This window comes from Sphingomonas suaedae (genome assembly GCF_007833215.1).
Classification (GTDB): Bacteria; Pseudomonadota; Alphaproteobacteria; order Sphingomonadales; family Sphingomonadaceae; genus Sphingomonas; species Sphingomonas suaedae.
Window position 1 is genome coordinate 2055639 of the sequence record NZ_CP042239.1, and the last position, 22975, is coordinate 2078613.

Annotated in this window: 24 protein-coding genes, 1 pseudogene and 1 riboswitch; of the genes and pseudogenes, 9 read left to right on the top strand and 16 right to left on the bottom strand. The window is 65.9% G+C overall.

From position 1 onward, the window contains the following. Positions 1–32: 32 nt before the first annotated feature. On the top strand, positions 33–1694 hold the full coding sequence (locus tag FPZ54_RS09775) for a carbamoyltransferase family protein (RefSeq protein ID WP_277872333.1): 1662 nt from the start codon (positions 33–35) through the stop codon (positions 1692–1694). Between the two features lie 56 nt (positions 1695–1750). Here the strand turns inward: FPZ54_RS09775 and FPZ54_RS09780 are convergent, their stop codons facing one another. After that, entirely contained in the window at positions 1751–2044 is a 294-nt protein-coding gene (locus FPZ54_RS09780; protein ID WP_186456988.1) for a hypothetical protein, read from the bottom strand. A 140-nt stretch (positions 2045–2184) separates the two neighbouring features. On the opposite strand from FPZ54_RS09780, the gene FPZ54_RS09785 reads away from it, so the two are divergent. Both FPZ54_RS09785 and FPZ54_RS09790 read left to right on the top strand, forming a co-directional pair. After that, positions 2185–2880 (top strand): HPP family protein, encoded by a 696-nt coding sequence (locus FPZ54_RS09785; RefSeq protein ID WP_145846782.1) that lies wholly within the window; start codon positions 2185–2187, stop codon positions 2878–2880. Positions 2881–2917: 37 nt separating this feature from the next. Further along, positions 2918–4087 (top strand): saccharopine dehydrogenase family protein, encoded by a 1170-nt coding sequence (locus FPZ54_RS09790; protein ID WP_145846784.1) that lies wholly within the window; start codon positions 2918–2920, stop codon positions 4085–4087. 38 nt (positions 4088–4125) lie between these two features. Here the strand turns inward: FPZ54_RS09790 and FPZ54_RS09795 are convergent, their stop codons facing one another. After that, complete coding sequence (locus tag FPZ54_RS09795) at positions 4126–4440, bottom strand: hypothetical protein (RefSeq protein ID WP_145846786.1); 315 nt, start codon at positions 4438–4440, stop codon at positions 4126–4128. Between the two features lie 30 nt (positions 4441–4470). Beyond that, positions 4471–6003 carry a proline--tRNA ligase gene (proS, locus tag FPZ54_RS09800; RefSeq protein ID WP_145846787.1) on the bottom strand — a complete coding sequence of 511 codons (1533 nt, stop codon included), beginning with the start codon at positions 6001–6003 and terminating at the stop codon, positions 4471–4473. Positions 6004–6088: 85 nt separating this feature from the next. Here proS and FPZ54_RS09805 point away from each other — a divergent pair, with 85 nt between their 5' ends. Further along, a complete protein-coding gene (locus FPZ54_RS09805) occupies positions 6089–7072 on the top strand; it encodes a DMT family transporter (protein WP_338419566.1) in 984 nt (327 codons plus the stop codon). A 261-nt stretch (positions 7073–7333) separates the two neighbouring features. Here the strand turns inward: FPZ54_RS09805 and FPZ54_RS20340 are convergent. From FPZ54_RS20340 to FPZ54_RS09850, 9 genes and pseudogenes are all read right to left on the bottom strand, one after another. Beyond that, positions 7334–7585: pseudogene (locus FPZ54_RS20340) on the bottom strand (TMEM175 family protein); the annotation flags it as partial. Continuing rightward, entirely contained in the window at positions 7582–8214 is a 633-nt protein-coding gene (locus tag FPZ54_RS09815) for a DUF938 domain-containing protein (RefSeq protein ID WP_186456989.1), read from the bottom strand. The gene FPZ54_RS09815 and the pseudogene FPZ54_RS20340, both read right to left, overlap by 4 nt. Then, entirely contained in the window at positions 8211–9344 is a 1134-nt protein-coding gene (locus FPZ54_RS09820) for a serine hydrolase domain-containing protein (protein WP_145846794.1), read from the bottom strand. The genes FPZ54_RS09815 and FPZ54_RS09820 overlap by 4 nt, the downstream gene beginning before the upstream one ends. A 61-nt stretch (positions 9345–9405) precedes the next feature. Further along, positions 9406–9774: a hypothetical protein gene (locus tag FPZ54_RS09825; protein ID WP_145846796.1), complete on the bottom strand. Its 369-nt coding sequence runs from the start codon at positions 9772–9774 to the stop codon at positions 9406–9408. A gap of 76 nt (positions 9775–9850) precedes the next feature. Then, complete coding sequence (gene gcvPB, locus FPZ54_RS09830) at positions 9851–11419, bottom strand: aminomethyl-transferring glycine dehydrogenase subunit GcvPB (RefSeq protein ID WP_145846798.1); 1569 nt, start codon at positions 11417–11419, stop codon at positions 9851–9853. Continuing rightward, a complete protein-coding gene (gene gcvPA / locus FPZ54_RS09835; protein ID WP_145846800.1) occupies positions 11416–12774 on the bottom strand; it encodes an aminomethyl-transferring glycine dehydrogenase subunit GcvPA in 1359 nt (452 codons plus the stop codon). The genes gcvPB and gcvPA overlap by 4 nt, the downstream gene beginning before the upstream one ends. Positions 12775–12903: 129 nt before the next feature. Continuing rightward, entirely contained in the window at positions 12904–13275 is a 372-nt protein-coding gene (gene gcvH / locus FPZ54_RS09840; protein WP_145846802.1) for a glycine cleavage system protein GcvH, read from the bottom strand. Then, positions 13272–14435, bottom strand: coding sequence for a glycine cleavage system aminomethyltransferase GcvT (gene gcvT, locus FPZ54_RS09845; RefSeq protein ID WP_422396566.1), 1164 nt, complete (start codon positions 14433–14435; stop codon positions 13272–13274). The genes gcvH and gcvT overlap by 4 nt, the downstream gene beginning before the upstream one ends. Positions 14436–14595: 160 nt before the next feature. Next, a riboswitch (glycine riboswitch) is annotated at positions 14596–14692 on the bottom strand. Positions 14693–14755: 63 nt separating this feature from the next. Then, entirely contained in the window at positions 14756–15364 is a 609-nt protein-coding gene (locus FPZ54_RS09850; protein ID WP_186457003.1) for a hypothetical protein, read from the bottom strand. 181 nt (positions 15365–15545) lie between these two features. On the opposite strand from FPZ54_RS09850, the gene ispH reads away from it, so the two are divergent. The 3 genes from ispH (at position 15546) to rnhA (ending at position 18002) form a co-directional block, all read left to right on the top strand. Continuing rightward, positions 15546–16499 (top strand): 4-hydroxy-3-methylbut-2-enyl diphosphate reductase, encoded by a 954-nt coding sequence (gene ispH / locus FPZ54_RS09855; RefSeq protein WP_145846804.1) that lies wholly within the window; start codon positions 15546–15548, stop codon positions 16497–16499. A gap of 112 nt (positions 16500–16611) precedes the next feature. Further along, complete coding sequence (thrB, locus tag FPZ54_RS09860) at positions 16612–17565, top strand: homoserine kinase (RefSeq protein ID WP_145846806.1); 954 nt, start codon at positions 16612–16614, stop codon at positions 17563–17565. Further along, positions 17562–18002 (top strand): ribonuclease HI, encoded by a 441-nt coding sequence (rnhA, locus tag FPZ54_RS09865; protein WP_145846807.1) that lies wholly within the window; start codon positions 17562–17564, stop codon positions 18000–18002. Before thrB ends, rnhA begins: the two co-directional genes overlap by 4 nt. 6 nt (positions 18003–18008) lie before the next feature. On the opposite strand, the gene FPZ54_RS09870 is transcribed toward rnhA, so the two are convergent. The 4 genes from FPZ54_RS09870 to FPZ54_RS09885 all read right to left on the bottom strand — a co-directional run bounded on the left by FPZ54_RS09870 (position 18009) and on the right by FPZ54_RS09885 (position 21355). Continuing rightward, on the bottom strand, positions 18009–18998 hold the full coding sequence (locus FPZ54_RS09870; protein WP_145846809.1) for a sulfite exporter TauE/SafE family protein: 990 nt from the start codon (positions 18996–18998) through the stop codon (positions 18009–18011). A gap of 75 nt (positions 18999–19073) precedes the next feature. Then, positions 19074–19247, bottom strand: coding sequence for a YegP family protein (locus tag FPZ54_RS09875; RefSeq protein ID WP_145846811.1), 174 nt, complete (start codon positions 19245–19247; stop codon positions 19074–19076). A 60-nt stretch (positions 19248–19307) separates the two neighbouring features. Then, positions 19308–20414, bottom strand: coding sequence for an NAD(P)/FAD-dependent oxidoreductase (locus tag FPZ54_RS09880; RefSeq protein WP_145846813.1), 1107 nt, complete (start codon positions 20412–20414; stop codon positions 19308–19310). Beyond that, the gene (locus tag FPZ54_RS09885) at positions 20411–21355 is read right to left on the bottom strand and encodes an alpha/beta fold hydrolase (RefSeq protein WP_145846815.1); all 945 of its coding nucleotides are present in this window, start codon (positions 21353–21355) and stop codon (positions 20411–20413) included. The genes FPZ54_RS09880 and FPZ54_RS09885 overlap by 4 nt, the downstream gene beginning before the upstream one ends. Positions 21356–21405: 50 nt before the next feature. Here FPZ54_RS09885 and FPZ54_RS09890 point away from each other — a divergent pair, with 50 nt between their 5' ends. Both FPZ54_RS09890 and cpaB read left to right on the top strand, forming a co-directional pair. Beyond that, positions 21406–21876: an A24 family peptidase gene (locus FPZ54_RS09890; RefSeq protein ID WP_145846817.1), complete on the top strand. Its 471-nt coding sequence runs from the start codon at positions 21406–21408 to the stop codon at positions 21874–21876. 51 nt (positions 21877–21927) lie between these two features. Then, complete coding sequence (cpaB, locus tag FPZ54_RS09895; protein WP_145846819.1) at positions 21928–22974, top strand: Flp pilus assembly protein CpaB; 1047 nt, start codon at positions 21928–21930, stop codon at positions 22972–22974. Position 22975 lies beyond the last annotated feature (1 nt).

Genomic DNA, 22975 nt, shown 5'->3' on the forward strand with positions numbered 1-22975 from the left:
GCACGCGCCCCGTCTATGTCCTTGGCACAGGCCTGTCTCACAACGGGTCGGCGGTGCTGCTCAAGGATGGCCGGGTGTGCGTCGGGATCGAGAAGGAGCGGCTGACCCGGCGCAAGCATGACGGCGGCAATGACAGCGCGGCGATCACCTACTGCCTCGATGCGGAAGGGATCGGGATCGGGGATCTGACGCTGGTCGTGCAATGCGCGAATTTCGACATTCCGGACCGCGCGCGTTTCGCAGGGGCCCGCCTGTTCGCCGGGAGCATCCATCCGCCGATCGTCACGATTTCTCATCACCTCGCCCATGCCTGGAGTGCGGCGGGTACCAGCCCGTTCGATACCTGCGGAATTCTGATCCTCGATGGCTGCGGAAGTCCGCTAGGGCAGTGCACCGACCTCGACGGCGTGACGCTGCCCGCCGGGCTCGACGCGCCGGATGCGGCAATGTGGTGCGAAAAGGACAGTTTCTACCGCTTCGACGGGCGCCATATGACGACGCTGGCCAAGGATTTCAGCCCGCTCGCCCGACAGGACCTCGCCGCGCCCATGCGGATGCGGACGACACGCCATTCGATCGGCGGCTTTTATTCCGCGGTCAGCCACTATGTCTTCGGCAATCTCGACGATGTCGGCAAGTTGATGGGCCTGGCGCCCTATGGCCGGCCCGGCATGGTTCCTCATCGCGCGTTCGACATGCGCGACGGACGCATCTTCGTCGCCGACGGGTGGCAGGCGGCGTTCGACAGGCCCGCCAGCGATTACCCCGCATTCCGGGCCGATTTCCAATATTATGCCGACATCGCGCGCTGGGCACAGGGCGAGGTCGAAACAGCGGTCGCCGCGCTGTTCCGCGCGCGGTTGGCACAGCATCCCTCACCCCAGCTCTGCTATGCGGGTGGCGTCGCGCTCAACGCCGTCGCCAATGCTCGGCTGCTCGACGAGGGGATCGTCGGCGATCTCTATATGGAGCCGGCCGCAGGCGACAACGGCCTGGCGCTCGGCTGCGCCTATCATGGCTGGATCGAGGTGCTGGGGCGCGACAAGGTGCCGCACGACGGCAGCACCTGTTTCGGCCGCCATTATGAAACCGACGCGATCGCCGCAGCGCTCACCGGTGCGCCTTCCGACTGGTCGATCGAGCGGCTGGACACCGCCGTTCTGATCGATCGCGCCGCAGCGCTGCTGGCCCAGGGCAGCACGCTCGCCTGGTTTCGCGACGGGAGCGAGTTCGGCCCGCGTGCGCTGGGGCGGCGCAGCATCCTGGCGCATCCCGGCACGCCGGGTATCGGCGACCATATCAACGCCAATATCAAGTTTCGCGAAGACTTCCGGCCCTTCGCACCGGCCGTCCTCCCCGAACACGCGGCCAGCTGTTTCGTCAGCGGACGCAACAGCCCGTACATGATCCTGATCGACCGCACCCGTCCGGAAATGGCGGAGGTTCTGCGCAACGTCACCCATGTCGACGGAACCGCGCGGGTGCAGACGGTCGATCGGAGCTGGAATCCGGATTTCGCCGCGTTGATCGACGCCTTCTACGCCGCCACCGGACTGCCGGTGCTGCTCAACACCAGCCTCAACCGCCGCGGCATGCCGATGGTGGAGCGCCCCGATGAGGCGGTCGCGCTCTTCGCCGAGACCGCACTCGACGCACTGGTGCTGCAGGACGTTCTGATCACCAAGCGGCGTTAGGGGCGGATTCAGCTGCGCTGAATCGCGGCACCGGTTCAGCCTTGCTGAACCACACTCTAGGGGATCATCCAGATCAACGCCGCGCCCATCAGCACGGCCAGCACGATCGCGATACGCGCTTTGGGATTGCGCGTCCGCCGCCGGTCCTGGCCCATCCGGTCGAGGTCGAACCAGTAGTGCGCCGGATGCGCCTCCCGGATCACGCCGGACGCACGCATCTGGTCGAACGCCCTTCGCTCGACCGGGCCGGGCGCATATTCGATCGCCGTGTCAGGCGACACAGCCCGGTGATCGGCGAAATGCCGCTGCACGCGAAATTGCGCTAGATCCGACGAACCATTGAGCCGCATCGATTGAGCTTTCCGTAACCAGGGCTGCCGATAGTCGGGAAGCGCCGATGCGGATTCAAGGGTGTCAGCCGCCGCCGCCTTTGCCGACCTCAAGAAACTTCTGTTCCCGCCGCTGCGACCCTTCCGATAAGGCGACGCCGATGTCGTTCAGATTTTTCCGCCCCATCCTCGCCGGTGCCCGTCCGCTCGACCGGATCGTCGCCTGTATCGGCGCGACGATTTGCATCGCGCTGACCATGTTCGTGTCCATCGGGCTGCCACTGACGGCATCCGACCTGCCGCTGATCGTCGCGCCCATGGGCGCGTCGGCCGTGCTGATCTTTGCCGTGCCCTCCAGCCCGCTCGCTCAGCCCTGGCCGGTCGTCGGGGGCAATATGATCTCCGCACTGCTCGGGATCGCGGTGTTCCGCCATGTCGGCGATCCGATGATCGCTGCGGGCCTCGCGGTGGGACTCGCGATCCTCGCCATGTCGCTGTGCCGATGCCTCCACCCGCCCGGTGGGGCCGCCGCCCTGACCGCCGTGATCGGCAGCGACAGCGTTCATGCCGCAGGTTACGCCTTCGCCTTCGCGCCGGTCGCACTCAACTCGATCGCGCTCGTCGCGCTGGCAATGGTCTTCCACCGCGTGTCGACGCACAGTTACCCGCACCAGCCCGCGCCGCTGCCCGTGGCGCCGGTTCCCACCGGCTTTCATCTCGACGATATCGACCGCGCGCTCGCGGACCTGCCCGACAGTTTCGACATCAGCCGGGAGGATCTCGACGTGCTTCTCTCACGCGCCGAGGCCCATGCACAGGCGCGCCGCGCGCAGGACCCCGGCTTTCCAATAATTTGAAAGCACGGTACGGTGGGCGAAAATCGGAGAGGATAGCATGACCCGCGAGTTCGACCTGATCGTCTATGGCGCAACCGGCTTCACCGGCCGCCTTGTCGCCGAATATCTGGCGCAACGCTACACAGACGGCACGCTGAACTGGGCGATGGCGGGCCGGTCGCTCACGAAGCTGGAGGCGGTGCGCAACGAAATCGGCGCGCCTGCCGCCACCCCGCTGCTGACCGCCAATGCCGACGACCCCGCCGCGCTTCGCGCCCTCACTGCGCGGGCGAAGGTCGTGTTGACCACCGTTGGCCCGTATCAGCTTCACGGAAACGACCTCGTCGCCGCGTGCGTTGCGACCGGCACCGGCTATGTCGATCTGTGCGGCGAGCCCAACTGGATGCACGACGTGATCGACCGCCACCAGACGGCGGCCAAGGCGAGCGGCGCGCGCATCGTCCTGTCCTGCGGTTTCGACTCGATCCCCTTCGATCTCGGCGTCTGGACCGTCCAGCAGGCCGCAATCGCCAAATGGGGCCGCCCCGCCCCGCGCGTGAAAGGCCGCGTGCGCAAGATGCAGGGCACCTTCTCCGGCGGCACCTTTGCCAGCGGCAAGGCGACCGCTGCGGCGGCGGCGAAGAACCCTTCGGTTTTCAAGATCCTGCTCGACCCATTCGCATTGACGCCGGGCTTCGAGGGTCCGGATCAGCCCAAGGGCGTGATGCCAGAATATGACGAAGCCGTGGGCGGCTGGGTCGCGCCGTTCGTGATGGCGGTTATCAATACCAAGAATGTCCACCGCACCAACTTTCTCGCGGGACACCCCTATGGCACCGACTTTCGCTATGACGAGATGATGGTTGCCCCCGGCCTTGGCGACATCGGCAAGGCCGCGGCCGAGGCGATCGCGAAAATGAACCCGATGAATGCCGACAAGGGGCCGGCGCCCGGCGAAGGCCCGTCCAAGGAAGAGCGCGAGGCTGGTTTCTACGAAGTCGACTTCATCGCCGAAATGCCGACCGGCGAATCGCTCACCTGCACCGTCACCGGCGACCGCGATCCCGGCTATGGCTCGACGAGCAAGATGATCGCCGAAGCCGCTTTGTGCCTGATCCGCGACGTCGATGGCGAAGGCGGCGTCTGGACCCCGGGCGCACTGATGGCCGAGCCCTTGAAGGCGCGGCTGGAGGCGAATGCAGGGCTGAAATTCGTCGTGAAGGCGTAACCCCTTACCCTCCCCCTGACGGGGAGGATATAATCTGGTCACCCCCGGTAGAAAAACAGCATCAGCACCAGCGCCAGCACCACGGACACCGCGATCGCCACCGGGACCATCTTGCGCCGCTGGTGGGCGATCACCGCGTCATAGGCGCGCCGGTCGAGCCAGTAATAGCCCTGCGCCTCGCGCCGGATCACGCGTTGCGCGATCATCTTGTCGAACATCGGCTTGAGGTCATCCGGCGGCGTATAGAGAATCGTATCGAGCGGCGTGATCGCGTGCTGCGCATAGAAGGCCGCGACGATCTTCCGCCGCGCCCGCGCCGCCCGCGTGATCGGCACCGATTCGACAACCGCCATTCGCAACCTCCCCGGAAACGTAACCGCCGATCAATAGGCGCGGGCGACCAGTATCCGCTCGACCGCGGGCTGGCCGGTGAAGACGCACGTCCCATCGGCTGGAGTTGCGTCCAGCGGAACGTTGCGGAAAGTGAGCTTCAGCGCCTTGATCCGCTCGACCACTGCATCCAGCTCGGCCCCCTCCGGCTTGCTCCACTGCACCTCGACCCAACCGGGATATTTCCCCGCCCCCTCGAAATGCGCCTTGAGCGCGTCGAAGCTGTCGACCCCACGGACGATATTCGCGTCCATTCGCGCGCGTGCATCGGCGTGCAGTCTCGCCTGGATCTCCTCCAGCAGCCCCGCCGCCCCGGCCACGAAATCGCCCTTCGCCACCACCGCGCTGTCGAGCTTGCCATCCTCGCGATACAGCCGGTCGCGGCGGATCACCGACACATTGCCGCCCGCCATGTCGCGCCCGCCGACCTCGATCACCACCGGCGCGCCCTTCTTGACCCAGCCCCAGCGCTTGGTCGCCGCCTTCGCCGCCTTGAGGTCGAGCAGCGCGCGCACCGGCTCGCCCAGCGCCGACCCTTTGGCCAGCTCCGCCTGCAACCCCTTGCAATAATCGATCAGCGCGGCGTCCTCGTCATTGTCGCGCAGCATCGGCACGATCACGATCTGCCAGGGCGCGATGCGCGGCGGCACGCGCAGGCCGTCATCGTCGCCATGCACCATGATGACGCCGCCGATCATGCGGGTGGACACGCCCCAGCTCGTCGTCTGCGCGAGTTCCTGCTGCCCTTCGGCATTCTGGAACTTGATACCCTGCGCGCTGGAGAAGGTGGTGCCGAGGAAGTGCGACGTGCCCGCCTGCAGCGCCTTGCCGTCCTGCATCATCGCCTCGATGCTGTAGGTCGCGACCGCGCCGGGGAAGCGCTCATTCTCCGGCTTTTCCCCCGCCACGACCGGCATGGCGAGGCAGGTCTCAGCGAACTCGCGATAGACCTCCAGCATCTTCATCGTCTCTTCGCGCGCTTCGTCGACCGTGGCGTGGGCGGTATGCCCCTCCTGCCACAGGAATTCGGCGGTGCGCAGGAACATGCGCGTGCGCATCTCCCAGCGGACGACATTCGCCCATTGGTTGATGAGAACGGGCAGGTCGCGCCACGATTGGACCCAGCGCGCCATTGCGGTGCCGATCACCGTCTCGCTCGTCGGCCGAACGACCAAAGGTTCCTCCAGCTTCGCCTCGGGATCGGGGACCAGTCGTCCGTCCTTCTGGATCAGCCGGTGATGGGTGACGACCGCCATTTCCTTGGCAAAGCCGTCGACATGCTCGGCCTCCTTCTCGAAATAGCTCAGCGGGATGAACAGCGGGAAATAGCAATTCTCATGACCCGTGGCCTTGATGCGGTCGTCGAGCAGCCGCTGGATCCGCTCCCAGATGCCATAGCCCCATGGCCGGATGACCATGCACCCGCGCACGCCGCTTTCCTCTGCCATATCGGCTTCGGTGATGACGGCCTGATACCAGGCGGCGAAGTCCGCTTCGCGGGTGACGTTGAGTGCGCGTTTGATCATGCCGACGCGATTAGCGCGGGAAATCCGGCCCGTCACGCCTCTTCACGGCTTGCCCTGCGCGGCGCGCGTCCCTACCCGTTCGCACGTGCACAACGATCGCATCCTGACGGGCCTTGGCCTGCGCCTCGTTGCCATCGTCATGCTTTCGACGATGGGTGCGCTGATCAAGCTGGTGGAGATACGCGGCGCCCATCTTGGCGAAATCCTGCTGTTCCGTCAGCTGTTCGCGATCCCCTTCATCCTCGCCTGGGTCGCCGCCGGTCCCGGATTCGCGTCGCTGCGCACACAGCGGTTCGGGCTGCACCTCAACCGCACGATGATCGGTCTGACCGGCATGGTCTTCAATTTCGGGGCGGTGATGCTGCTCCCGCTGGCCGAAGCGACGACCCTGTCGTTCACCGCGCCGATCTTCGCCACGCTGCTCGGCGCGCTGATCCTGCGCGAGGCGACCGGGTGGCGCCGCTGGAGTGCCGTGCTGGCGGGCTTTGTCGGCGTGCTGATCGTCACTCAGCCGGGCGACGGGCATATCCCGCTCACCGGCGCGCTTGTCGGTCTCACCGCCGCCTTCTTCGTCGCGCTGATCGCGATCCAGTTGCGCCATATGAGCCGGACCGAGGGCCCGGCGACGACCGTCTTCTGGTTTTCGACCCTGTCGATCCCGCCGCTTGCGATCGCCTATCCCTTCTTCGCGCAGATGCACGATGCGGCAACCTTCGCGATTCTGATCGGCATCGGCCTGGTCGGCGGCGCGGGCCAGCTCGCGCTCACCGCCGCGTTGCGCTTCGCCCCCGTCTCGGCGGTGGTGCCGATGGACTATTCAAGCCTGCTCTGGGCCACGCTCTATGGCTATGTCCTGTTCGGGGTGCTGCCCGGCCCCTGGACCTGGGTCGGCGCCCCGATCATCGTCGCCAGCGGCCTCTACATCGCCTGGCGCGAGCAACGGCTCGGCCTTGCCCGGCGTGCCACTCCAGTCGAAGCGCCACGCGAAGATGCCGATGCTGATCGGGAGCGTGGCATAAAGGAACGGCGCGACCGCGGCGAAACCCGGGATCAGCGCCAGCGCGGTTGAGGCAAAGCCGGTCCCCGCAAGGATCGACCAGATACCGACCTGTCCCCTGCCCTCGCGTGCGTCATCAGGCGAGAGGTCCGGGCGGCGGCGCACATCATGGTACAGCGCAGCGGTCAATGCCGACATCGCTGTAAATCCCAGGCCATAGACGGTGAACAGTCGGCTGAGGCTTCCGCTATAGCCGGCAAAGTCGCCGACCAGGAACGCGGCGAACGACGCCGCCATCGCGCGCAGCGGGACGACATAGATCAGCACGGTGAACACGAGCAGCAGGGTCAGCAGCAGCGAGCGCGCATCACCCGCCCCGCGCAGCCGACGCCAGCGGACATGCGACCACCAGAACATCGCCATCGTCGCGAATCCGATCACGAAGCTCGGGATCGCGGCGACCGCGGTTTCCAGCGTGCCGCCATCGCCCGCCGCGCCGCCGCCGCCCACCACCATCAGCGTCACGGCAAAGGCGAACGCCGCGTCGGTGAAATTGTCGGCACGGGTTGCTTCGCGTTCGGTCATTTCCGGTACACCAGCATCAGGTTGTTCGCGGGCATCTCGATCAGCCGGGCAAAGCGCAACCCCCGCGCCTGCGCCGCCTGCGTCACATCGGCGACGTCACGCAGCCCCCAGCGAGGATCGCGTTCCCGGAGCGAATGGTCGAAGGCTTCGTTCGACGGCGCGGTCGGCACATCGGCGCGGCGATAGGGGCCATAGAGGATCAGCGGGCCGTCGGGCGGCAACAGTCGCAGTGCACCGTCGAGAAGTCCCAGCGTCGCCTCCCACGGGCTGATATGCACCATGTTGATGCACAGCAACGCATCGGCGGCGTCGATGGGCCAGATCGGCGCGGCCGCGTCGATGCCTAGCGGTGGTTCGATATTGGGAATACCGGCGCTCCAGGAGGCGATCGAGGCGCGTCCCGCCGCGTCGGGATCGCTCGGCTGCCACGTCAGATCGGCAAAGGCAGCGGCGAAATAGACGGCGTGTTCGCCGCTGCCGCTCGCAACCTCCAGCACCAGACCACGCTCTGGCAACAGGTCGCGGAGCACTGCGACGATCGCCTCACGGTTGCGCAGCGTCGCGGGCGCATGTTTGCGCACATCGCCCTTATCCTCCGCGACGATCCATGGCGTCGGGTCGCCGTTCACTGCCCCTCCGCCGCGAACAGTTCGAGGAATTTGAGCGCCAGCGGGCTCTTCTCCACCTCGGCGACGTACAGTCGATTGCCCCAGTTCAGCCCGTCGGTATTGCCCTGCAACACCAGCGTCAGCTTCTTGTCCGGCACCTTGAGCAGCAGGCCCGCATAGGCATCGGGCCACCAGCCGCCGTGCCAGACGACCCGCTGCCCGCGCCAGCGTTGGGTCCACCAACCATAGGCATAGCTCGCCTCGCGCCCATCGGCGTCGATCGCCGGCGTCCACATCGTGCGCAGCAAGCCGGGCGGCAAGATCCGCCCCTGATCAAGCGCGATCGAATAGGCGGCCAGTCCCCGCACGCTCGCGATGATGCCGCTCGACGCGTTCATCTCGGGATTGGGCAACGGAGAGGGCTCGAGTTGATCCTCGTCCACCTCGGGCGGGACATGTTTGAACGGCGGCGCGAGGTTGACGAGCGCGAGTCCGCCCTTCGTGTCACGCCACCCCGCGGCGACGTCCTTCAGCCCCGCCTTGTCGATGACGTAGCGGCGCACCCAATAATCGAACGGCTTGCCGGTCTGCTCCTCGACCCAGTTGGCAAGGCGGCCATAAACGATCGGATTGTAGAGGAAGTTGGTCCCCGGCGTCCCCAGCACGCGCATCTGCACCACGTTGCGCAAGGTCAGCTTCGCCGAGCAATCGATCTTCGGCGGCACATAGCCATCGTCCAGCTTCACCCCGCCGCCGAAAACGATCCCGCTGCTCGACAGCCAGTCGCACCGGCCCTTCCAGTCGGACAATTTGGTGAAGTCGTCGTCGAGATCGATGATCCCGTCGGCGTCCATCGCGATCAGCGTTGCGGCGGAAAAGGTCTTGGTGATCGACGCGACCAGATAGGTTGTGTCCGCCGTCGTCTTTTCCTCGGCATCATGGTCCTGCCAGCCGATCCCCTCGGCGGCGATGATCCTGTCTCCCCGCGCAATCGCCCAGGAGAAGCTGAGGACGCGATGCTCCTTGCGATAGGCGGCGGCGAACTCCCGGAACGCTTCGATCCTGGCGGCGTCGCCTACGGGCCTTTCCTGCGCCCATGCGGTTGCGGGCAGGATCAATGCGGCGGCTAGCAGGCTCAGCGCGCGAATCATCGAAGTCCCCCGTTCGTACGGAGGTTAGACCCTCGAATGCGGTCGGATCAAACGGCCAGGCTCATTTCGGCGCGCACGCGGACCGGTCGCCGGCCTTGCACCGTGCCACTCGCGCTTCCCAATCGGCGCGGACGCGGGCGGCCTCCTCCTGCTGGCGTGCGACATCGGCCCGCCACGCAGCCATCTTCGCCTCATATTCCGCCTTCTGGCGCGCGATATACAGGTCGTAATCGGCCTGGCGGTCGAGATTGGTCTTTGCCACGCGATCCGCCTCGGCCTGGTCGCGCCGGCGCTGCGCCTCGTACAGGCGCTGCGCTTCTGCCCGGTCGGCATCGGTCTCGGCCTGCGGAATGCGCGTATCGCTATGCTGCGCGATGGCGGGCGCCGCAGTGACTGCGAGCAGGGCAACGGCAAACATCGTCCGGGTCATCGTCCTTCCCCCTTGAGTCCGGCGCAATGGCCGTCGCCGAAGGAGGTAACCCGAAACGACCCGGGCGAAAACTGACTTATTCCGCCGCTTCCGCCTGCGCCGGCTCCTTCCACACCAGCACCGGTTTTCTGGCCGCCTGCGTCTCGTCGAGCCGCCGCCGCGGGGCGAAGTGCGGCGCGGATTTCAGCGCCGCATCGCCCGCTTTCGCCCGCTGCGCGACCGATCGGAACGCACCGATGAACTGGTCCAGCGCCGCCTTGCTTTCGGTCTCGGTCGGCTCGACCAGCATCGCGCCATGGACGACCAGCGGGAAATAGACCGTCATCGGGTGGAAACCCTCGTCGATCAGCCCCTTGGCGATATCGAGCGTCGAGAAGCCCTCAGCCAGCCCACGGTCGCTGAAGATCGCCTCGTGCATACACGGTCCGCTGTTGGCGAAGGGAGCGTCGAGCACATCCTCCATGCTGCGCAGGACGTAATTGGCGTTCAGCACCGCGTCCTCGGCCACCTGCTTCAACCCATCCGCGCCGTGCGAGAGGATGTAGGTGAGCGCGCGCGTGAACATGCCCATCTGGCCGTGGAACGAGACCATGCGGCCAAAGCTGGACCCGTGATGCTCGCCCGCCGTCTCTTCCTCGACCAGCACGAAGCGGCCGTCCTGCTGCTCGACGAACGGCAGCGGTGCGAAGGGTGCCAGCGCCTCCGACAGCACCACTGGCCCCGAACCCGGACCACCGCCGCCATGCGGGGTGGAGAAGGTCTTGTGCAGGTTGATGTGCATCGCGTCGACGCCCAGGTCGCCGGGGCGCACCTTGCCGACGATCGCGTTGAAGTTCGCGCCGTCGCAATAGACATAGCCGCCAGCCGCGTGAACTGCGTCGCTGATCGTCTTGAGATCGCGCTCGAACAGGCCGCAGGTATTGGGGTTAGTGATCATCACCCCCGCCACGTCCGGCCCCAGCCGCGCGGTCAGAGCCGCGACATCGACGCGCCCGTCCGGGGTCGCCGGGATATCCTCGACGGTGAAGCCCGCGAACGCCGCCGTGGCCGGGTTGGTGCCGTGCGCGCTTTCGGGGACCAGCACCACGCGGCGATCCTCGCCCCGCGCTTCCAGCGCCGCCTTGATCGCCAGGATACCGCACAGCTCGCCATGCGCGCCCGCCTTGGGCGACATTGCCACGGCCTTCATGCCGGTCAGCGTGACCAGCCAGTGCGCCAGCTGATCGATCACCTCCAACGCGCCCTGCACTGTGTCGATCGGCTGGAGCGGGTGAATATCGGCAAAGCCCGGAAGCCGCGCCATCCGCTCGTTGAGGCGCGGATTATGCTTCATCGTGCAGCTGCCCAGCGGGAAGAAGCCGAGGTCGATGCCGTAATTCTGGCGCGACAGGCGGGTGTAATGGCGCACCGCCTCCGGCTCGCTCAGGCCCGGCAGCCCGATATCGCGATGCCGCTCCAGCCCGCCCAGCCGCGAGGTTGCCTGGGGCGCCTCGGCGAAATCGACGCCGGTCGTGTCGAGCGAACCGATCTCGAAGATCAACGCCTCTTCGAGCATCAGCGCACGGTTGCCGGTAAAGGTGGCTACAGCCTCACCCTCGACCGCGTTCATCTGCGGCCGCCAGCCGCTCTGGTTGATCGTGCTCATGCCAGCACCTCCTGGAGCGCGGCGGCAAGGGTTTCGACATCCTCCGCCGTGGTGGTTTCGGTGACCGCGACGACCAGGCCGTTTTCCAACGCCTCCTCGCCCGGATAGAGACGGCCCAGCGACACGCCGGCCAGAATGCCCTTGTCGGCGAGTGCGCGCACGACCGGGCGTGCTTCCTTGGGCAGCTTCAGCGTGAATTCGTTGAAGAAGGTCGGCGTCACCAGCTCGACCCCCGGCACCTGCGCCAGCCGATCCGCCGCAGCGCTCGCGCCGGCATGGTTGAGCGCCGCCAGCTGCCGCAGCCCCTTCTCACCCAGCAACGTCATGTGCACCGACCACGCCAGCGCGCACAGCACCGAGCTGGTGCAGATGTTCGACGTCGCCTTCTCGCGCCGGATATGCTGCTCGCGGGTCGACAGCGTCAGCACGAAGCCGCGCTTGCCCTCGGCATCCACCGTCTCGCCGGTCAGGCGGCCCGGCATCTGGCGGACATATTTCTCCTTGCACCCGAACAGGCCGACATAGGGGCCACCGAACTGCAGCCCGACGCCGATCGACTGGCCTTCGCCCACGACGATGTCCGCACCCATCTCGCCCGGCGACTTGATCGCGCCCAGCGCAACCGGCTCGGTCACCACCGCGACGAGCAGCGCCTTCTTCGCCTGGCATGCGGCAGCAAGGTCGGACAGGTCGGCAATGCGGCCGAGAATGTCGGGATATTGCACCACGACGCACGAGGTATCGTCGTCGATCAGGTCGATCAGCTTCGCCGTATCCGGCTCGGCGGTCAGCTCCGGCACCGCGGTCACCAGCGTGTCGCCGGTGTATTTGGCCATGGTGTTGGCGACCGAGACATAATGGGGGTGCAGCCCGCCCGACAGGATCGCCTTGGCGCGCCTGGTGATGCGCCGCGCCATGCCGATCGCCTCCCAGCACGCGGTCGAGCCATCGTACATCGAGGCGTTGGCGACATCGGTGCCCAGCAGGCGCGCGACCTGCGTCTGGAACTCGAACATCACCTGCAGCGTACCCTGCGCGATTTCCGGCTGGTAGGGCGTATAGGCGGTCAGGAACTCGCCGCGCTGGATAATATGATCGACGCTGGCCGGCACGTGATGCTTGTAGGCGCCACAGCCGAGGAAGAAGGGCGCGCTTCCCGCCGAGAGGTTTTTCGCCGCCAGTTTCGACATGTGCCGCTCAACCGCCAGTTCGCTGGCATGCATCGGCAGCCCAGCGACCGGCCCGGACAGCCGCGCGCTTTCGGGAACATCGGCGAACAGATCGTCGATCGTCGCGGCATTGACCGCGGCAAGCATCGCCTGCCGGTCGGACTGGGTAAGAGGAAGGTAGCGCATTGAATTCTCCAAAGCCCCTCCCCTTCAGGGGAGGGGTTGGGGGTGGGGCGTCTCAGTCTCACCGAGACCGTCGGTTGCGAGGACAGGCCCCACCCCAACCCCTCCCCTGAAGGGGAGGGGCTAATGAGGTCACAGCTTGCTCACGAATTCCGCGTACGCGCTCTCGTTCATCAGCGAGTCGAGCTCGCTGGTGTCGCTCAGCGTCATCTTGAAGAACCAGCCATCACCCTCCGGGTCGCTGTTGACCAGCGCCGGCTCACCTTCCAGCGCCGCATTGCCCTCGACCACCGTACCGCTGACGGGGGCGTAGACGTCGCTGGCCGCCTTGACGCTCTCGACCACCGCGGCGTCATCGCCCTTGGCGACTTCCTTGCCGTCCTCGGGCACCTCGACGAATACGATGTCGCCCAGCTGGCTCTGCGCATAGTCGGTGATGCCGACGGTCGCGATCTCGCCGTCGAGTTCGATCCATTCATGATCTTCGGTGAAGTAACGGCTCATTTCGATGCTCCCTGACGAACATAATTGTGTGGAACGAAGGGCATGGCGACGACTTCGCCATGATGGATCTTGCCGCGCTGGCTCAGCGTCACGCGCGTGCCGATTTGCGCCATTGCGGTCGGCACATAGGCCATCGCGATCGGCTTCTGCACGGTCGGGGCAAAGCCGCCGCTGGTGACGCGGCCAACCTCGTTGCCCTGATCATCCAGCACCAACGCGCCCTCGCGCACCGGCTGACGCCCTTCGACGATCAGGCCGACCCGGCGCTGGATCGGACCGTTCTCGCGCTCATGCAGGATGCGCTCGGCACCGGGGAAGTTCGCCTCCGCACGCCGCCGCTTGCTTGCGACCGCAAAGTTCAGCGTCGCCATGATCGGCGTCGTCTCGGGATCGAGGTCATGGCCATAGAGCGGCAAATCCGCCTCAAGCCGCAGCGAATCGCGCGCGCCAAGACCGATCGGCTTCACCTCGGGCTCGCCGCACAGCAGGTCGGCGACCTTGGCGGCCTGATCCGCGGGGATCGAGATTTCGAACCCGTCCTCACCAGTATAGCCCGATCGGCTGATATAGACCGGAACCCCGCCAATCTCGAACTTGCCGCCCTTCATGAACACCAGCGCATCGAGCGGATACTCGCCCGTCACATGGCGGTTCAGCGCATCGAACGCCTTCGGACCCTGGAGCGCCAGCAGCGCATGTTCGTCCATGTGATTGATTTCGATGGCGTCGGGCAGATGCTCGCGCAGATGGGCGATATCGTCCCATTTGCACGCGCCGTTGACGACCATGTAGATGCCACCCGGCCAACGGCTGAACATCAGGTCGTCGAGAATGCCGCCATTCTCGGCCAGCAACAGCGAATATTTCTGCTGCCCCACCGCGACGCCCGCGACATCGGCGGGGATCAGCTTCTCCAGCTCGGCATCGAGATTTTCGCCGGACAGCAACAGCTGCCCCATATGCGACACGTCGAACAGCCCGGCCGATTCGCGCACCCACTGATGCTCGGCCATGATCCCTTCATACTGAACCGGCATCTCATAGCCCGCGAACGGCACCATCCGCCCGCCGCGCGCACGATGCCACGCGTCCAGCGGAAGCAGCATCAGTTCTTCGACAAAATCGGGCTTGCCCGTGGTCGTATCAGAGGTGTCGGTCACGGCACGCGCTCCAGAATTGACGACGGAACGCCGCACCGCGCGGCCATTCATCCGTCGCCCCCTCTGTCACGGGAACCTGAGAGCTTTGATCCCGGCGCTGGTCCGGAACTTACCCCTTCGGTGGCTCACCCCTGACGGGGCAAGCGCTTTCCAGAGTGTCGTGGCCCGCGCGGTCCCTGATGCCTGAGAGATTCCGGGGCGGTTGCTCCTTCGGCGTTCCGGATCCGGGGACCCGCAAACTCTCCCGCGCGTGCCTTCACCGGTTGCCCGATGCCGACCCGCTTGGAATGCTGCGCCGCACCGTGCGAGTCAATCGGGTTTCAGCGAGTCGCATTATATTTGAGTTGGGCGTCGGTCAGCTGGAAGCCGACCAGTGCCTCGAATGTCGCGCGCAGCACCGCCTGGCGGATTTCCGGCCGCGCCAGCGGGTCCATCGCCGCAGTTTCGTCGCCGGCTTTGCGCTTGGCCAGAATCTGGCGGCGGATATCCTCGGGCAATGTTGCCGCTGCGCGTGAGACATAGCTGGTCGCCGTGCCGCGCGTCTGCGCGCGCAACTGGCCCGGTTCGAACCGCAACGTCACCTGCGCGACGCGCTTGGACACGACGGAGGTGCCGCCCTGAACCACGGTCACGAAATAGGGCAGGGTCACTTCACGTGCGCCCTCGCTCGAACGGCGGCCTCCCAGCACTTCGAAGGCGATGTCGGTGCGGATCATCTCACCCGAATCGTCACAGGTAGAGGTGACGTTGGTCAGTGTCGCAGTAATGTCGATCGCGCTCGCCGCAGCGCTGGTCGCCGGGTCGAACAGGGTGATGTCGCCGGTCCCCGCAGGAACGCCGACGCGCGGACATGCCGAACGGACGGCGGTGATGCCGCCCTCGGCAATGTCGCCCGAACGGGAACAGCCCCCCAGCGCCACAAGACCCATCGCGGCCAGACCGATATTGCGGATACTCAAGAGGCGCACCTTTCGCGAACAAGACAGCCGGTAACCGCCAGTAACTGGCGGTCCCTGACCGGCGGCGCGCACCATAGGCACCGCTTCACCATCCCGCAACGGGGCATACCGCGCCTTTCACACCGCGACATGATCGCGTAAGGCGCCGACGATGACCGATAGCCAGAAGCCCTGCATCGAACTGTTGATCGCCGCCCCGCGCGGTTTTTGCGCCGGTGTCGACCGCGCCATCCAGATCGTGGAGCGCGCGATCGAGCTGCACGGCGCCCCGGTCTATGTTCGGCACGAGATCGTCCACAATAAATATGTCGTCGATACGCTGAAGGCGAAGGGGGCAGTTTTCGTCGATGAACTCGACCAGGTGCCCGATGGCGTTCATGTCGTCTTCTCGGCGCACGGCGTCCCCAAATCGGTGCCCGCCGCTGCGCAGGATCGCGGGCTGTCCTATTTCGACGCCACCTGCCCCTTGGTCTCCAAGGTACATCGTCAAGCTGAACGGCTGGTTGCCGCCGGCCGGCAGATTCTGTTCATCGGCCATGCCGGTCATCCCGAGGTGATCGGCACATTTGGGCAGGTGCCGACCGGCGCGATGACGCTGATCGAGACCGAAGAGGACGCGCGCGCCGTCACACCAGCCGATCCCGGCAATCTCGCATTCCTGACGCAAACCACCTTGTCGGTCGATGATACCGCCGCGATCCTCGCGATCCTTCAGGAGCGGTTCCCCGACATCGTCGCACCCAAGGCGGACGATATCTGCTACGCCACCTCGAACCGTCAGGCGGCGGTTCGTGCGATCGCCACCTCCTGCGATCTCGTCCTGGTGATTGGCGCGCCCAATTCCTCCAACTCGCTCCGCCTCGCTGAAGTCGCCGAGCGCGAGGGCACGAGCGCGAAGCTGATCCAGCGCGCCGACGACCTCGATTTCGAGTGGCTATGGGGCGTGGGTACGCTGGGCATCACCGCCGGGGCGTCGGCTCCCGAAGTGCTGGTACGCGAGGTGATCGACCGAATCGCGACGCGCTATGACATCAACGAACGCATGGTCGAAACCGCGCAGGAAAGCATCGTCTTCAAGCTCCCCCGGGGCCTCGAAGCGGCGTGAGGCGGAGCGTCGGACCTATCCGTCACCCCAGCGGAAGCTGGGGTCTCTCACCGCAATCTGCGCGCTTGCCGCGCGAGATTCCGGCTTTCGCCTGGATGACGGCTTTTCGCTGATGGCAGTCTATACCCAGGTCCCGGCCGAGGCGCTTTCCGCTTTTCTCGCCCGCTACGATGTCGGCGAGCTAGTCTCCGCAAAGGGGATCGCCGAGGGGGTCGAGAACAGCAACTATCTTGTGGATACGACGCGGGGCCGCTTCATTCTGACGCTCTACGAAAAGCGCGTCGACGCGGGCGACCTTCCCTATTTCATGGGCCTGCTCGACCATCTCGACGCCAAGGGCCTGTCGGTGCCCCCGGCGATCAAGGACCGCGAGGGCATTGCGATCCAGACGCTGGAAGGCCGCCCTGCCTGCCTCATCAAATTCCTGTCGGGCGTCTCGCTGTCCCACCCCACCCCGGCTCAGGCGGAGGCGGCGGCGCGCGCGATGGCGGACATGCATATCGCGCTCGCCGATTTCCCGCACGACCGCCCCAATTCGATGGGCGTCGATAGCTGGCGCCCGCTGTTTCAGCGCTGCGGCCACAGCCTCGATCAGATCGCACCGGGGCTTTACGACGATCTGGGCGCCGCGCTCGATCGCATCCTTACGGCATGGCCGCGCACCGGCTTCGATCGCTGCGCAATCCATGCCGATCTTTTCCCCGACAACGTCCTGATGCTCGGCGATCGGGTCACCGGCCTGATCGACTTTTATTTCGCCAGCACCGATATTCGCATCTACGACCTCGCCGTGATGCACAGCGCGTGGAGCTTCGACGCCTGCGGCGCGACCTATCATGCCGAGGTCGGCGATGCGCTGCTACGCGGCTACCAGTCGCGCTTCCCGCTCGCGCCACACGAAACCGCCGCCTTCCCTCTGCTCGCCAGCGGCGCGTGCATCCGCTTCGCCCTCTCGCGCGCCTTCGACTGGCTCAATACGCCCGCCGATGCGCTCGTCACCCGCAAGGATCCGCTCGCCTATGTCCGTCGCCTGCACCATTACGAACGCATGAGCCGCATCGCATGACCGAACTCCCGCTTGTCGAAATCGCCACCGACGGCGCATGCAAGGGCAATCCCGGCCGTGGCGGTTGGGGCGCGCTGCTGCGCATGGGCAGCGTGGAAAAGGAACTCTCGGGCGGCGAGGCGCATACCACCAACAATCGTATGGAGTTGATGGCCGCGATCCAGGGGCTCAAGGCGCTCAACAAGCCGTGCCGGGTCAAGCTGTCGACCGATAGCCGCTATGTGATGGATGGCCTGACCAAGTGGGTCAAGGGCTGGCAACGCAATGGCTGGCGCACCGCGGACAAGAAGCCGGTCAAGAACAGCGACCTGTGGATCGAACTGCTCGACGCTGCCAAACCCCACCGCATCGAATGGCTATGGGTCAAGGGCCATGCCGGCCATCCCGACAATGAACGCGCCGACCAACTCGCGAGTGACGCGGCGATGCGGGCCTAGCCGCCGTCAGCCTGCCTCGGCCGCGATCCGCTGGCGCTCGGTCTGACGTGCGATATGCGCGAGCGAAAACCAGAAGATCGCGAACAGCACAACGCTGGACCCGCTCGACCAGGCGAGCTTCTCCCAGCTCGGGTTCTTCAGATTGAAATAGCCCAGCTGAAAGATGTTGAGCGCGACGATCCCGCGCAGCATCCATTCGACGTTCAACTTGTGCAGGATGTAGCTGCCGAACGGCGCCATGAACAACACCACCGGATAGGCGCACAGCCAGGTGCGGACCTGATAATCGGTGATGTCACCGTCCCAGAAGAAGCGATAGCCGTAACCAAGGATGCTGATCGCCGCCATCACCATGATGCTCATATGCGTCGCCACTTTCTCGTCCATGCGAAAGCGCGTCACGAGCATCGTGTAGAGGACGATATCGGCTCCGGTCCCGAACAGGCTGGCGCACATCCCGCCAGCGACCAGGACGCCGACAAGCATGGCATGGTCGAGCGGCCCCTTGGCCTTGAGCACCAGCCGCTCGCCGCGATGCTTGCTCGACACATAAGCGAGCGCGAAGGTCAGGATCAGGCTGAGGAACAGCGCCTGGATGATGAACACCGGGATCGCCTGCAGCAGCAACATACCAAGCACGAAGCCGAGAAAGCTGACCGGCACGAACCAGAGCAGCGGCGCATAGGCCGCCACGTTGCGGCCCTTGCGCGACAGGATCCAGATGCTCGCGCTGGTCATCCCGACCGACTGGATCATCAGGCTGAAGTCGCGCGCCATCTCGCGCTTGATGTCGAAGAAGACGCTGAGGACCGGAAACGCCACCGCGCCGCCGCCCTCCGGCGTCAACCCGGCGACGAACGCGCCCATCACCATGATCGCGGGATAGTGCCAATGGTCGAGCAGGAACGGAATCGAGTTGAGCGCGGCGAACAGGGCCACCCACAGCAGCATCATGCCGCCATACCAGCCGCGGAATATCCGGCTTTCGAAGAACATTCCCCGCCCCATCTGACGCGCGGCCCCTGCGTCGCGCTGCAGACCTGTCATAGCCCTATCGGGGCGCGGTTGTCCTCAGCCCTCTTCGACCGGTGCCCCCGGGCCGTTCTTCAGGATCGATTCGATCGCGTTCTTCGCCGATGCCTTGCTGGTATAGCCCTCGGTCCAAAAGATGATCTCGTTATTATATTTGAACTTGGCGACATATTCTCCCGCCTTGTTCTGCTCGATCACGAATTTGTGGGCCATCGAACGCTCCTTCGTTGCGAGACCCCAACGATAGCAGTTCGCCCGCCGGGGTCCAGCGCTTCAGCCGCGAAACCGGCGGATCGAATAGCGTTCGGGATCGAGGTGCGCGGCGATCGGATCGGCGGTGGCCTGGAGCAGCATCGCCGCCGCCAGCTTTGACGCGGCCGGCGCGGTCTGGATGCCGAAACCGCCCTGCCCCGCGCACCAGAACAACCCCGGCACTGCCGGATCGAAGCCGTAGACCGGCTTGCGGTCGGGCGCGAAGGTGCGCAGCCCTGCCCAGCGACGCTCGACCGCTTCGACCCGCCAATCGACCGCGCCGGCCAGCTTGTCGATCGCTATCGCCACATCGATCTCCTCAGGCGCGGCGTCGCATGGCGCAGTCGGAATCTCGTCATGCGGCGACAGCCAGATTCGTCCGCCCGTTTCGGGCTTGAAGTAGAAGCGCTCATGCGCGTCGCGGACCAGCGGCAGGGTCATCGGCGCGGGCGGACCGACGCGCAATTGCACCATCGTCCGGCGCAGCGGCGCGATCCCGGTCGGCGGCGCGCCCGCCATCTGTCCGACCGGTTCGGCCCAGGCACCCGCCGCGTTGACCAGCAAATCGGCGCTGAAGGTCCCCGCGCGCGTCTCGATCTTCCAGCCGCCTTGGCGCGAAAGGCCGGTTACGCCGGCATCGCAGACCAACTCAGCCCCCGCCCGCCGTGCCGCCCCAAGGTAGGCGCCATGGAGCCGCGCGACGTCGATATCGCTGCAACTTTCGTCATACAGCGCATCGGTCCATTCGGACCGGATGCCGGGGCAATAGGCGGTCGGATCGACATCATCCAGTACAACGCCTGCCGCAGCGAATTTCTCGACGAACCCGTCGAGGACGTGCCGGTCTTCCCGCGTTGCGATGAACAACTCCCCGCGCGGCGACAGGAAGCTCTCGCCGCCCATTTCCGCAGGAGGGTTGCGGAGAAAATCGCCCGATGCCGTCACCAGCGGCTGGATGTTCGGCCCCCCATAGGTTTCGGACCAGAAGGCGGCGGAGCGTCCGGTGGCGTGGTAACCGGGCTGCGCCTCGCCCTCCAGAATCAAGACGCGGGCGTGCGGTGCAATCTCGGCGGCCAGGCTGGCGCCCGCAATTCCCGCCCCGACAAAGGCGACGTCATATCGGCTCATGCCTGCCGCGCCCGCGCCTCGAGAAACAAGTCGATCTCGCCAATCGCGCGATTGCGCACCCTGTCGGCCTCACGCAGGATTTCGTGCGCGCTTTCCTTGCCGAACCGCACGATTCGCGCGTCGGGCAGCTTGCCGACGGTCGCGATCGCCGCCTTGGCATCGACCAGCCCGTCGGCTTCCGCGATCAGCGCCAATACCGGCACAGTCATTTTGCGCAGTGCAGGGCTGGCGCGCAATTCGCGGGTCGATCGGAACGCCTCGATCAGCCATTTCCAGCTCGGCGGGCCGGTGACGTTGCCGGGATTGGCCGCCTGCCACCATGTTTCGTCCTGATAGCGATCGATATCATGGGTCAGCAGCGATTCGCGGGTATCGGTGGTGTATGGCTTTTCGTTCGCCTTCCAGGCCGGGCGCGAACTGTCACCCACCCCGCCCAATATGCGCGCGAGCCGCTCGCCCAGCGCCGCGCCCATCGGCGATTTCAGCCCCAGCATCGGCGCGATCAGCACCGCCGCATCGGGCCGCGCCGCACCCTCGACCAGCCCGCGCAGCACCAGATGCCCGCCCATCGAATGGCCCATGATGATATGCGGTCCCGGCGTTGCCGCCTGCCACTCGCCCGCAAAGTCGCGGAAATCGGCGATATACTGGGCGAAATCGTCGATATGCCCGCAATTTCCGGCGTCGGTCAGCCGCCCCGACCCGCCCTGTCCGCGCCAGTCGAACGAGGTGATCGTCCAGCCGCGCCCCTGCCAATGGGCGAACGCCTCCAGATATTTCTCGAAAACATCCCCGCGCCCGCCCTGAAACAGGATCGATCCGCGCGGCGTGCCGCTGACGGGCCAGGCGAAACAGCGCAGCGACCAGCCATCGCGCGCGGTCCAGCGGGTCACATTGGCACCTGCGGGAATGGCGCGGCGATCGAACGGGGAAGCTGTCATGCGCGCTGGTTACGGTTTGGAAAGCCCTCGCGTCTAGGGATTAGGTTGCGATGGGGGAATTTGCGCCTGCACTTCTGCTGGGCCTGCTGGTCCTGATCCTGGTTTCGGCCGGGATCGAAGACGCGCGCATCCGCGAGATTTCGAACTGGAAGAACGCCGCAATCGCGCTGCTGGCGCTACCCTGGTGGTTCGCGATGGGACTTTCGCCCTGGCCCGACATAGCGATCCAGGCGGCGATGGCGGCCGGAGTCTTCGCGCTGTTCGCGCTCGCCTTCCATTTCGGGATGATGGGCGGAGGCGACGTCAAGATGATCGCCGCAATCGCTTTGTGGTTTCCCTTCACCCAGTTCGTGAACCTGCTGGTCATCATGTCGCTCGCCGGCGGGGCGATCACGTTGCTGATGCTGATCGACAAATGGGTGCGCCGCCGCAGCGAACCGCCCGAGATCCCCTATGGCATCGCGATCGCCATCGCGGCGCTGCTCACCCTCCGCGAACCGATTCTTAACCCCTTAGCGTAGATGCTTAACGCCGGTTCAACCCGGTCCGAGACAGAAAAGGCCTGAGACGTCATGGATGGACGGAAGATCATTCTGCTGGTCGGCGCGCTGATCGTTGCCGCGATCACTGCGTTCATGGCACGCAGCCTGATGACCGGATCGGGCGCGCCCGGTGCGGGTGCTGCGCCGGTCGCGGGTCAACCCGCGCCGATCGACGGCGTCGAGGTGCTGGTCGCCACCCGCGCACTGCCTGTCGGCACGATCCTCGGCCCCGATTCGATCAAGTTCGTCGCCTGGCCCAAAGATCTGGTCGAGGGCGCCTATTTTCAGAAGGACGGCACCGATCTCGCCAAGCTGCAGGGCACCGTCGTGCGCTTCGCCGTTCCTGCGGGGCAGCCGCTGACGCAGGGCGCGATCGTCAAGCCGGGCGACCGCGGCTTCCTCGCCGCTGCCCTGGGGCCGGGGATGCGCGCCGTCACCGTTCCGGTGTCGGCGCAGGCGGCGGTTGCGGGCTTCGTTTTTCCGGGTGACCGCGTGGACCTGATCCTGACCCAAGCGGTTCCGGGCGGCGGCGACGGCCCCCCGCTCAAGGCATCGGAAACCGTGTTGCGCAACCTGCGCGTGCTCGCCACCGACCAGCGCACTGACAAGCAGCAGGACGAGCAGGGCAAGACCGTGGTCGCGACTTATTCGACCGTCACGGTCGAAGCGACACCACGCATTGCCGAGAAGATCGCGGTCGCACAGACGCTCGGGACGCTCTCGCTCTCGCTGCGCTCGATCGCCGACAATGCAGGCGAACTGGAGGAAGCGATTGCCGCCGGCGAGGTGACGATGCCGGAGGGCGACGATCCCAAGGCGGAAAAGGCGATGCTGGCGCGCGTGGCGGCACGCCCCGTGGAGGGACGCAGCACCTTCTCGACCGGCGCGGATGTCTCGCGGTTCCAGCGCAGCACCGTGCCCGGCAAGCCGCGCGACGACAATCAGGATCTGGGCGGCGCACCTGCGGCGCCGGCCGCAGGGGGATATCCGGGCGCCGCGCCCGCCGGGCCTGGCCCGATCGTCAAGGTTTCACGGGGCAATGCGGTCACCGTTGTTCCGGTTGGGGGGAAGGACTGAC

Excerpts from the sequence above, each read along its gene's own strand:
- FPZ54_RS09885 (WP_145846815.1), bottom strand. The coding sequence starts at position 21,355 with ATGACAGCTTCCCCGTTCGATCGCCGCGCCATTCCCGCAGGTGCCAAT.
- FPZ54_RS09850 (WP_186457003.1), bottom strand. The coding sequence starts at position 15,364 with ATGGGTCTTGTGGCGCTGGGGGGCTGTTCCCGTTCGGGCGACATTGCC.
- FPZ54_RS09870 (WP_145846809.1), bottom strand. The coding sequence starts at position 18,998 with ATGTTCTTCGAAAGCCGGATATTCCGCGGCTGGTATGGCGGCATGATG.
- gcvPA (WP_145846800.1), bottom strand. The coding sequence starts at position 12,774 with ATGCGCTACCTTCCTCTTACCCAGTCCGACCGGCAGGCGATGCTTGCC.
- FPZ54_RS09785 (WP_145846782.1), top strand. The coding sequence starts at position 2,185 with ATGTCGTTCAGATTTTTCCGCCCCATCCTCGCCGGTGCCCGTCCGCTC.
- proS (WP_145846787.1), bottom strand. The coding sequence starts at position 6,003 with ATGATCAAACGCGCACTCAACGTCACCCGCGAAGCGGACTTCGCCGCC.
- gcvH (WP_145846802.1), bottom strand. The coding sequence starts at position 13,275 with ATGAGCCGTTACTTCACCGAAGATCATGAATGGATCGAACTCGACGGC.
- FPZ54_RS09825 (WP_145846796.1), bottom strand. The coding sequence starts at position 9,774 with ATGACCCGGACGATGTTTGCCGTTGCCCTGCTCGCAGTCACTGCGGCG.
- FPZ54_RS09890 (WP_145846817.1), top strand. The coding sequence starts at position 21,406 with ATGGGGGAATTTGCGCCTGCACTTCTGCTGGGCCTGCTGGTCCTGATC.
- FPZ54_RS09780 (WP_186456988.1), bottom strand. The coding sequence starts at position 2,044 with ATGCGGCTCAATGGTTCGTCGGATCTAGCGCAATTTCGCGTGCAGCGG.
- cpaB (WP_145846819.1), top strand. The coding sequence starts at position 21,928 with ATGGATGGACGGAAGATCATTCTGCTGGTCGGCGCGCTGATCGTTGCC.
- rnhA (WP_145846807.1), top strand. The coding sequence starts at position 17,562 with ATGACCGAACTCCCGCTTGTCGAAATCGCCACCGACGGCGCATGCAAG.
- ispH (WP_145846804.1), top strand. The coding sequence starts at position 15,546 with ATGACCGATAGCCAGAAGCCCTGCATCGAACTGTTGATCGCCGCCCCG.
- thrB (WP_145846806.1), top strand. The coding sequence starts at position 16,612 with ATGGCAGTCTATACCCAGGTCCCGGCCGAGGCGCTTTCCGCTTTTCTC.
- FPZ54_RS09790 (WP_145846784.1), top strand. The coding sequence starts at position 2,918 with ATGACCCGCGAGTTCGACCTGATCGTCTATGGCGCAACCGGCTTCACC.
- gcvPB (WP_145846798.1), bottom strand. The coding sequence starts at position 11,419 with ATGAGCACGATCAACCAGAGCGGCTGGCGGCCGCAGATGAACGCGGTC.
- FPZ54_RS09795 (WP_145846786.1), bottom strand. The coding sequence starts at position 4,440 with ATGGCGGTTGTCGAATCGGTGCCGATCACGCGGGCGGCGCGGGCGCGG.
- FPZ54_RS09880 (WP_145846813.1), bottom strand. The coding sequence starts at position 20,414 with ATGAGCCGATATGACGTCGCCTTTGTCGGGGCGGGAATTGCGGGCGCC.
- FPZ54_RS09820 (WP_145846794.1), bottom strand. The coding sequence starts at position 9,344 with ATGATTCGCGCGCTGAGCCTGCTAGCCGCCGCATTGATCCTGCCCGCA.
- FPZ54_RS09875 (WP_145846811.1), bottom strand. The coding sequence starts at position 19,247 with ATGGCCCACAAATTCGTGATCGAGCAGAACAAGGCGGGAGAATATGTC.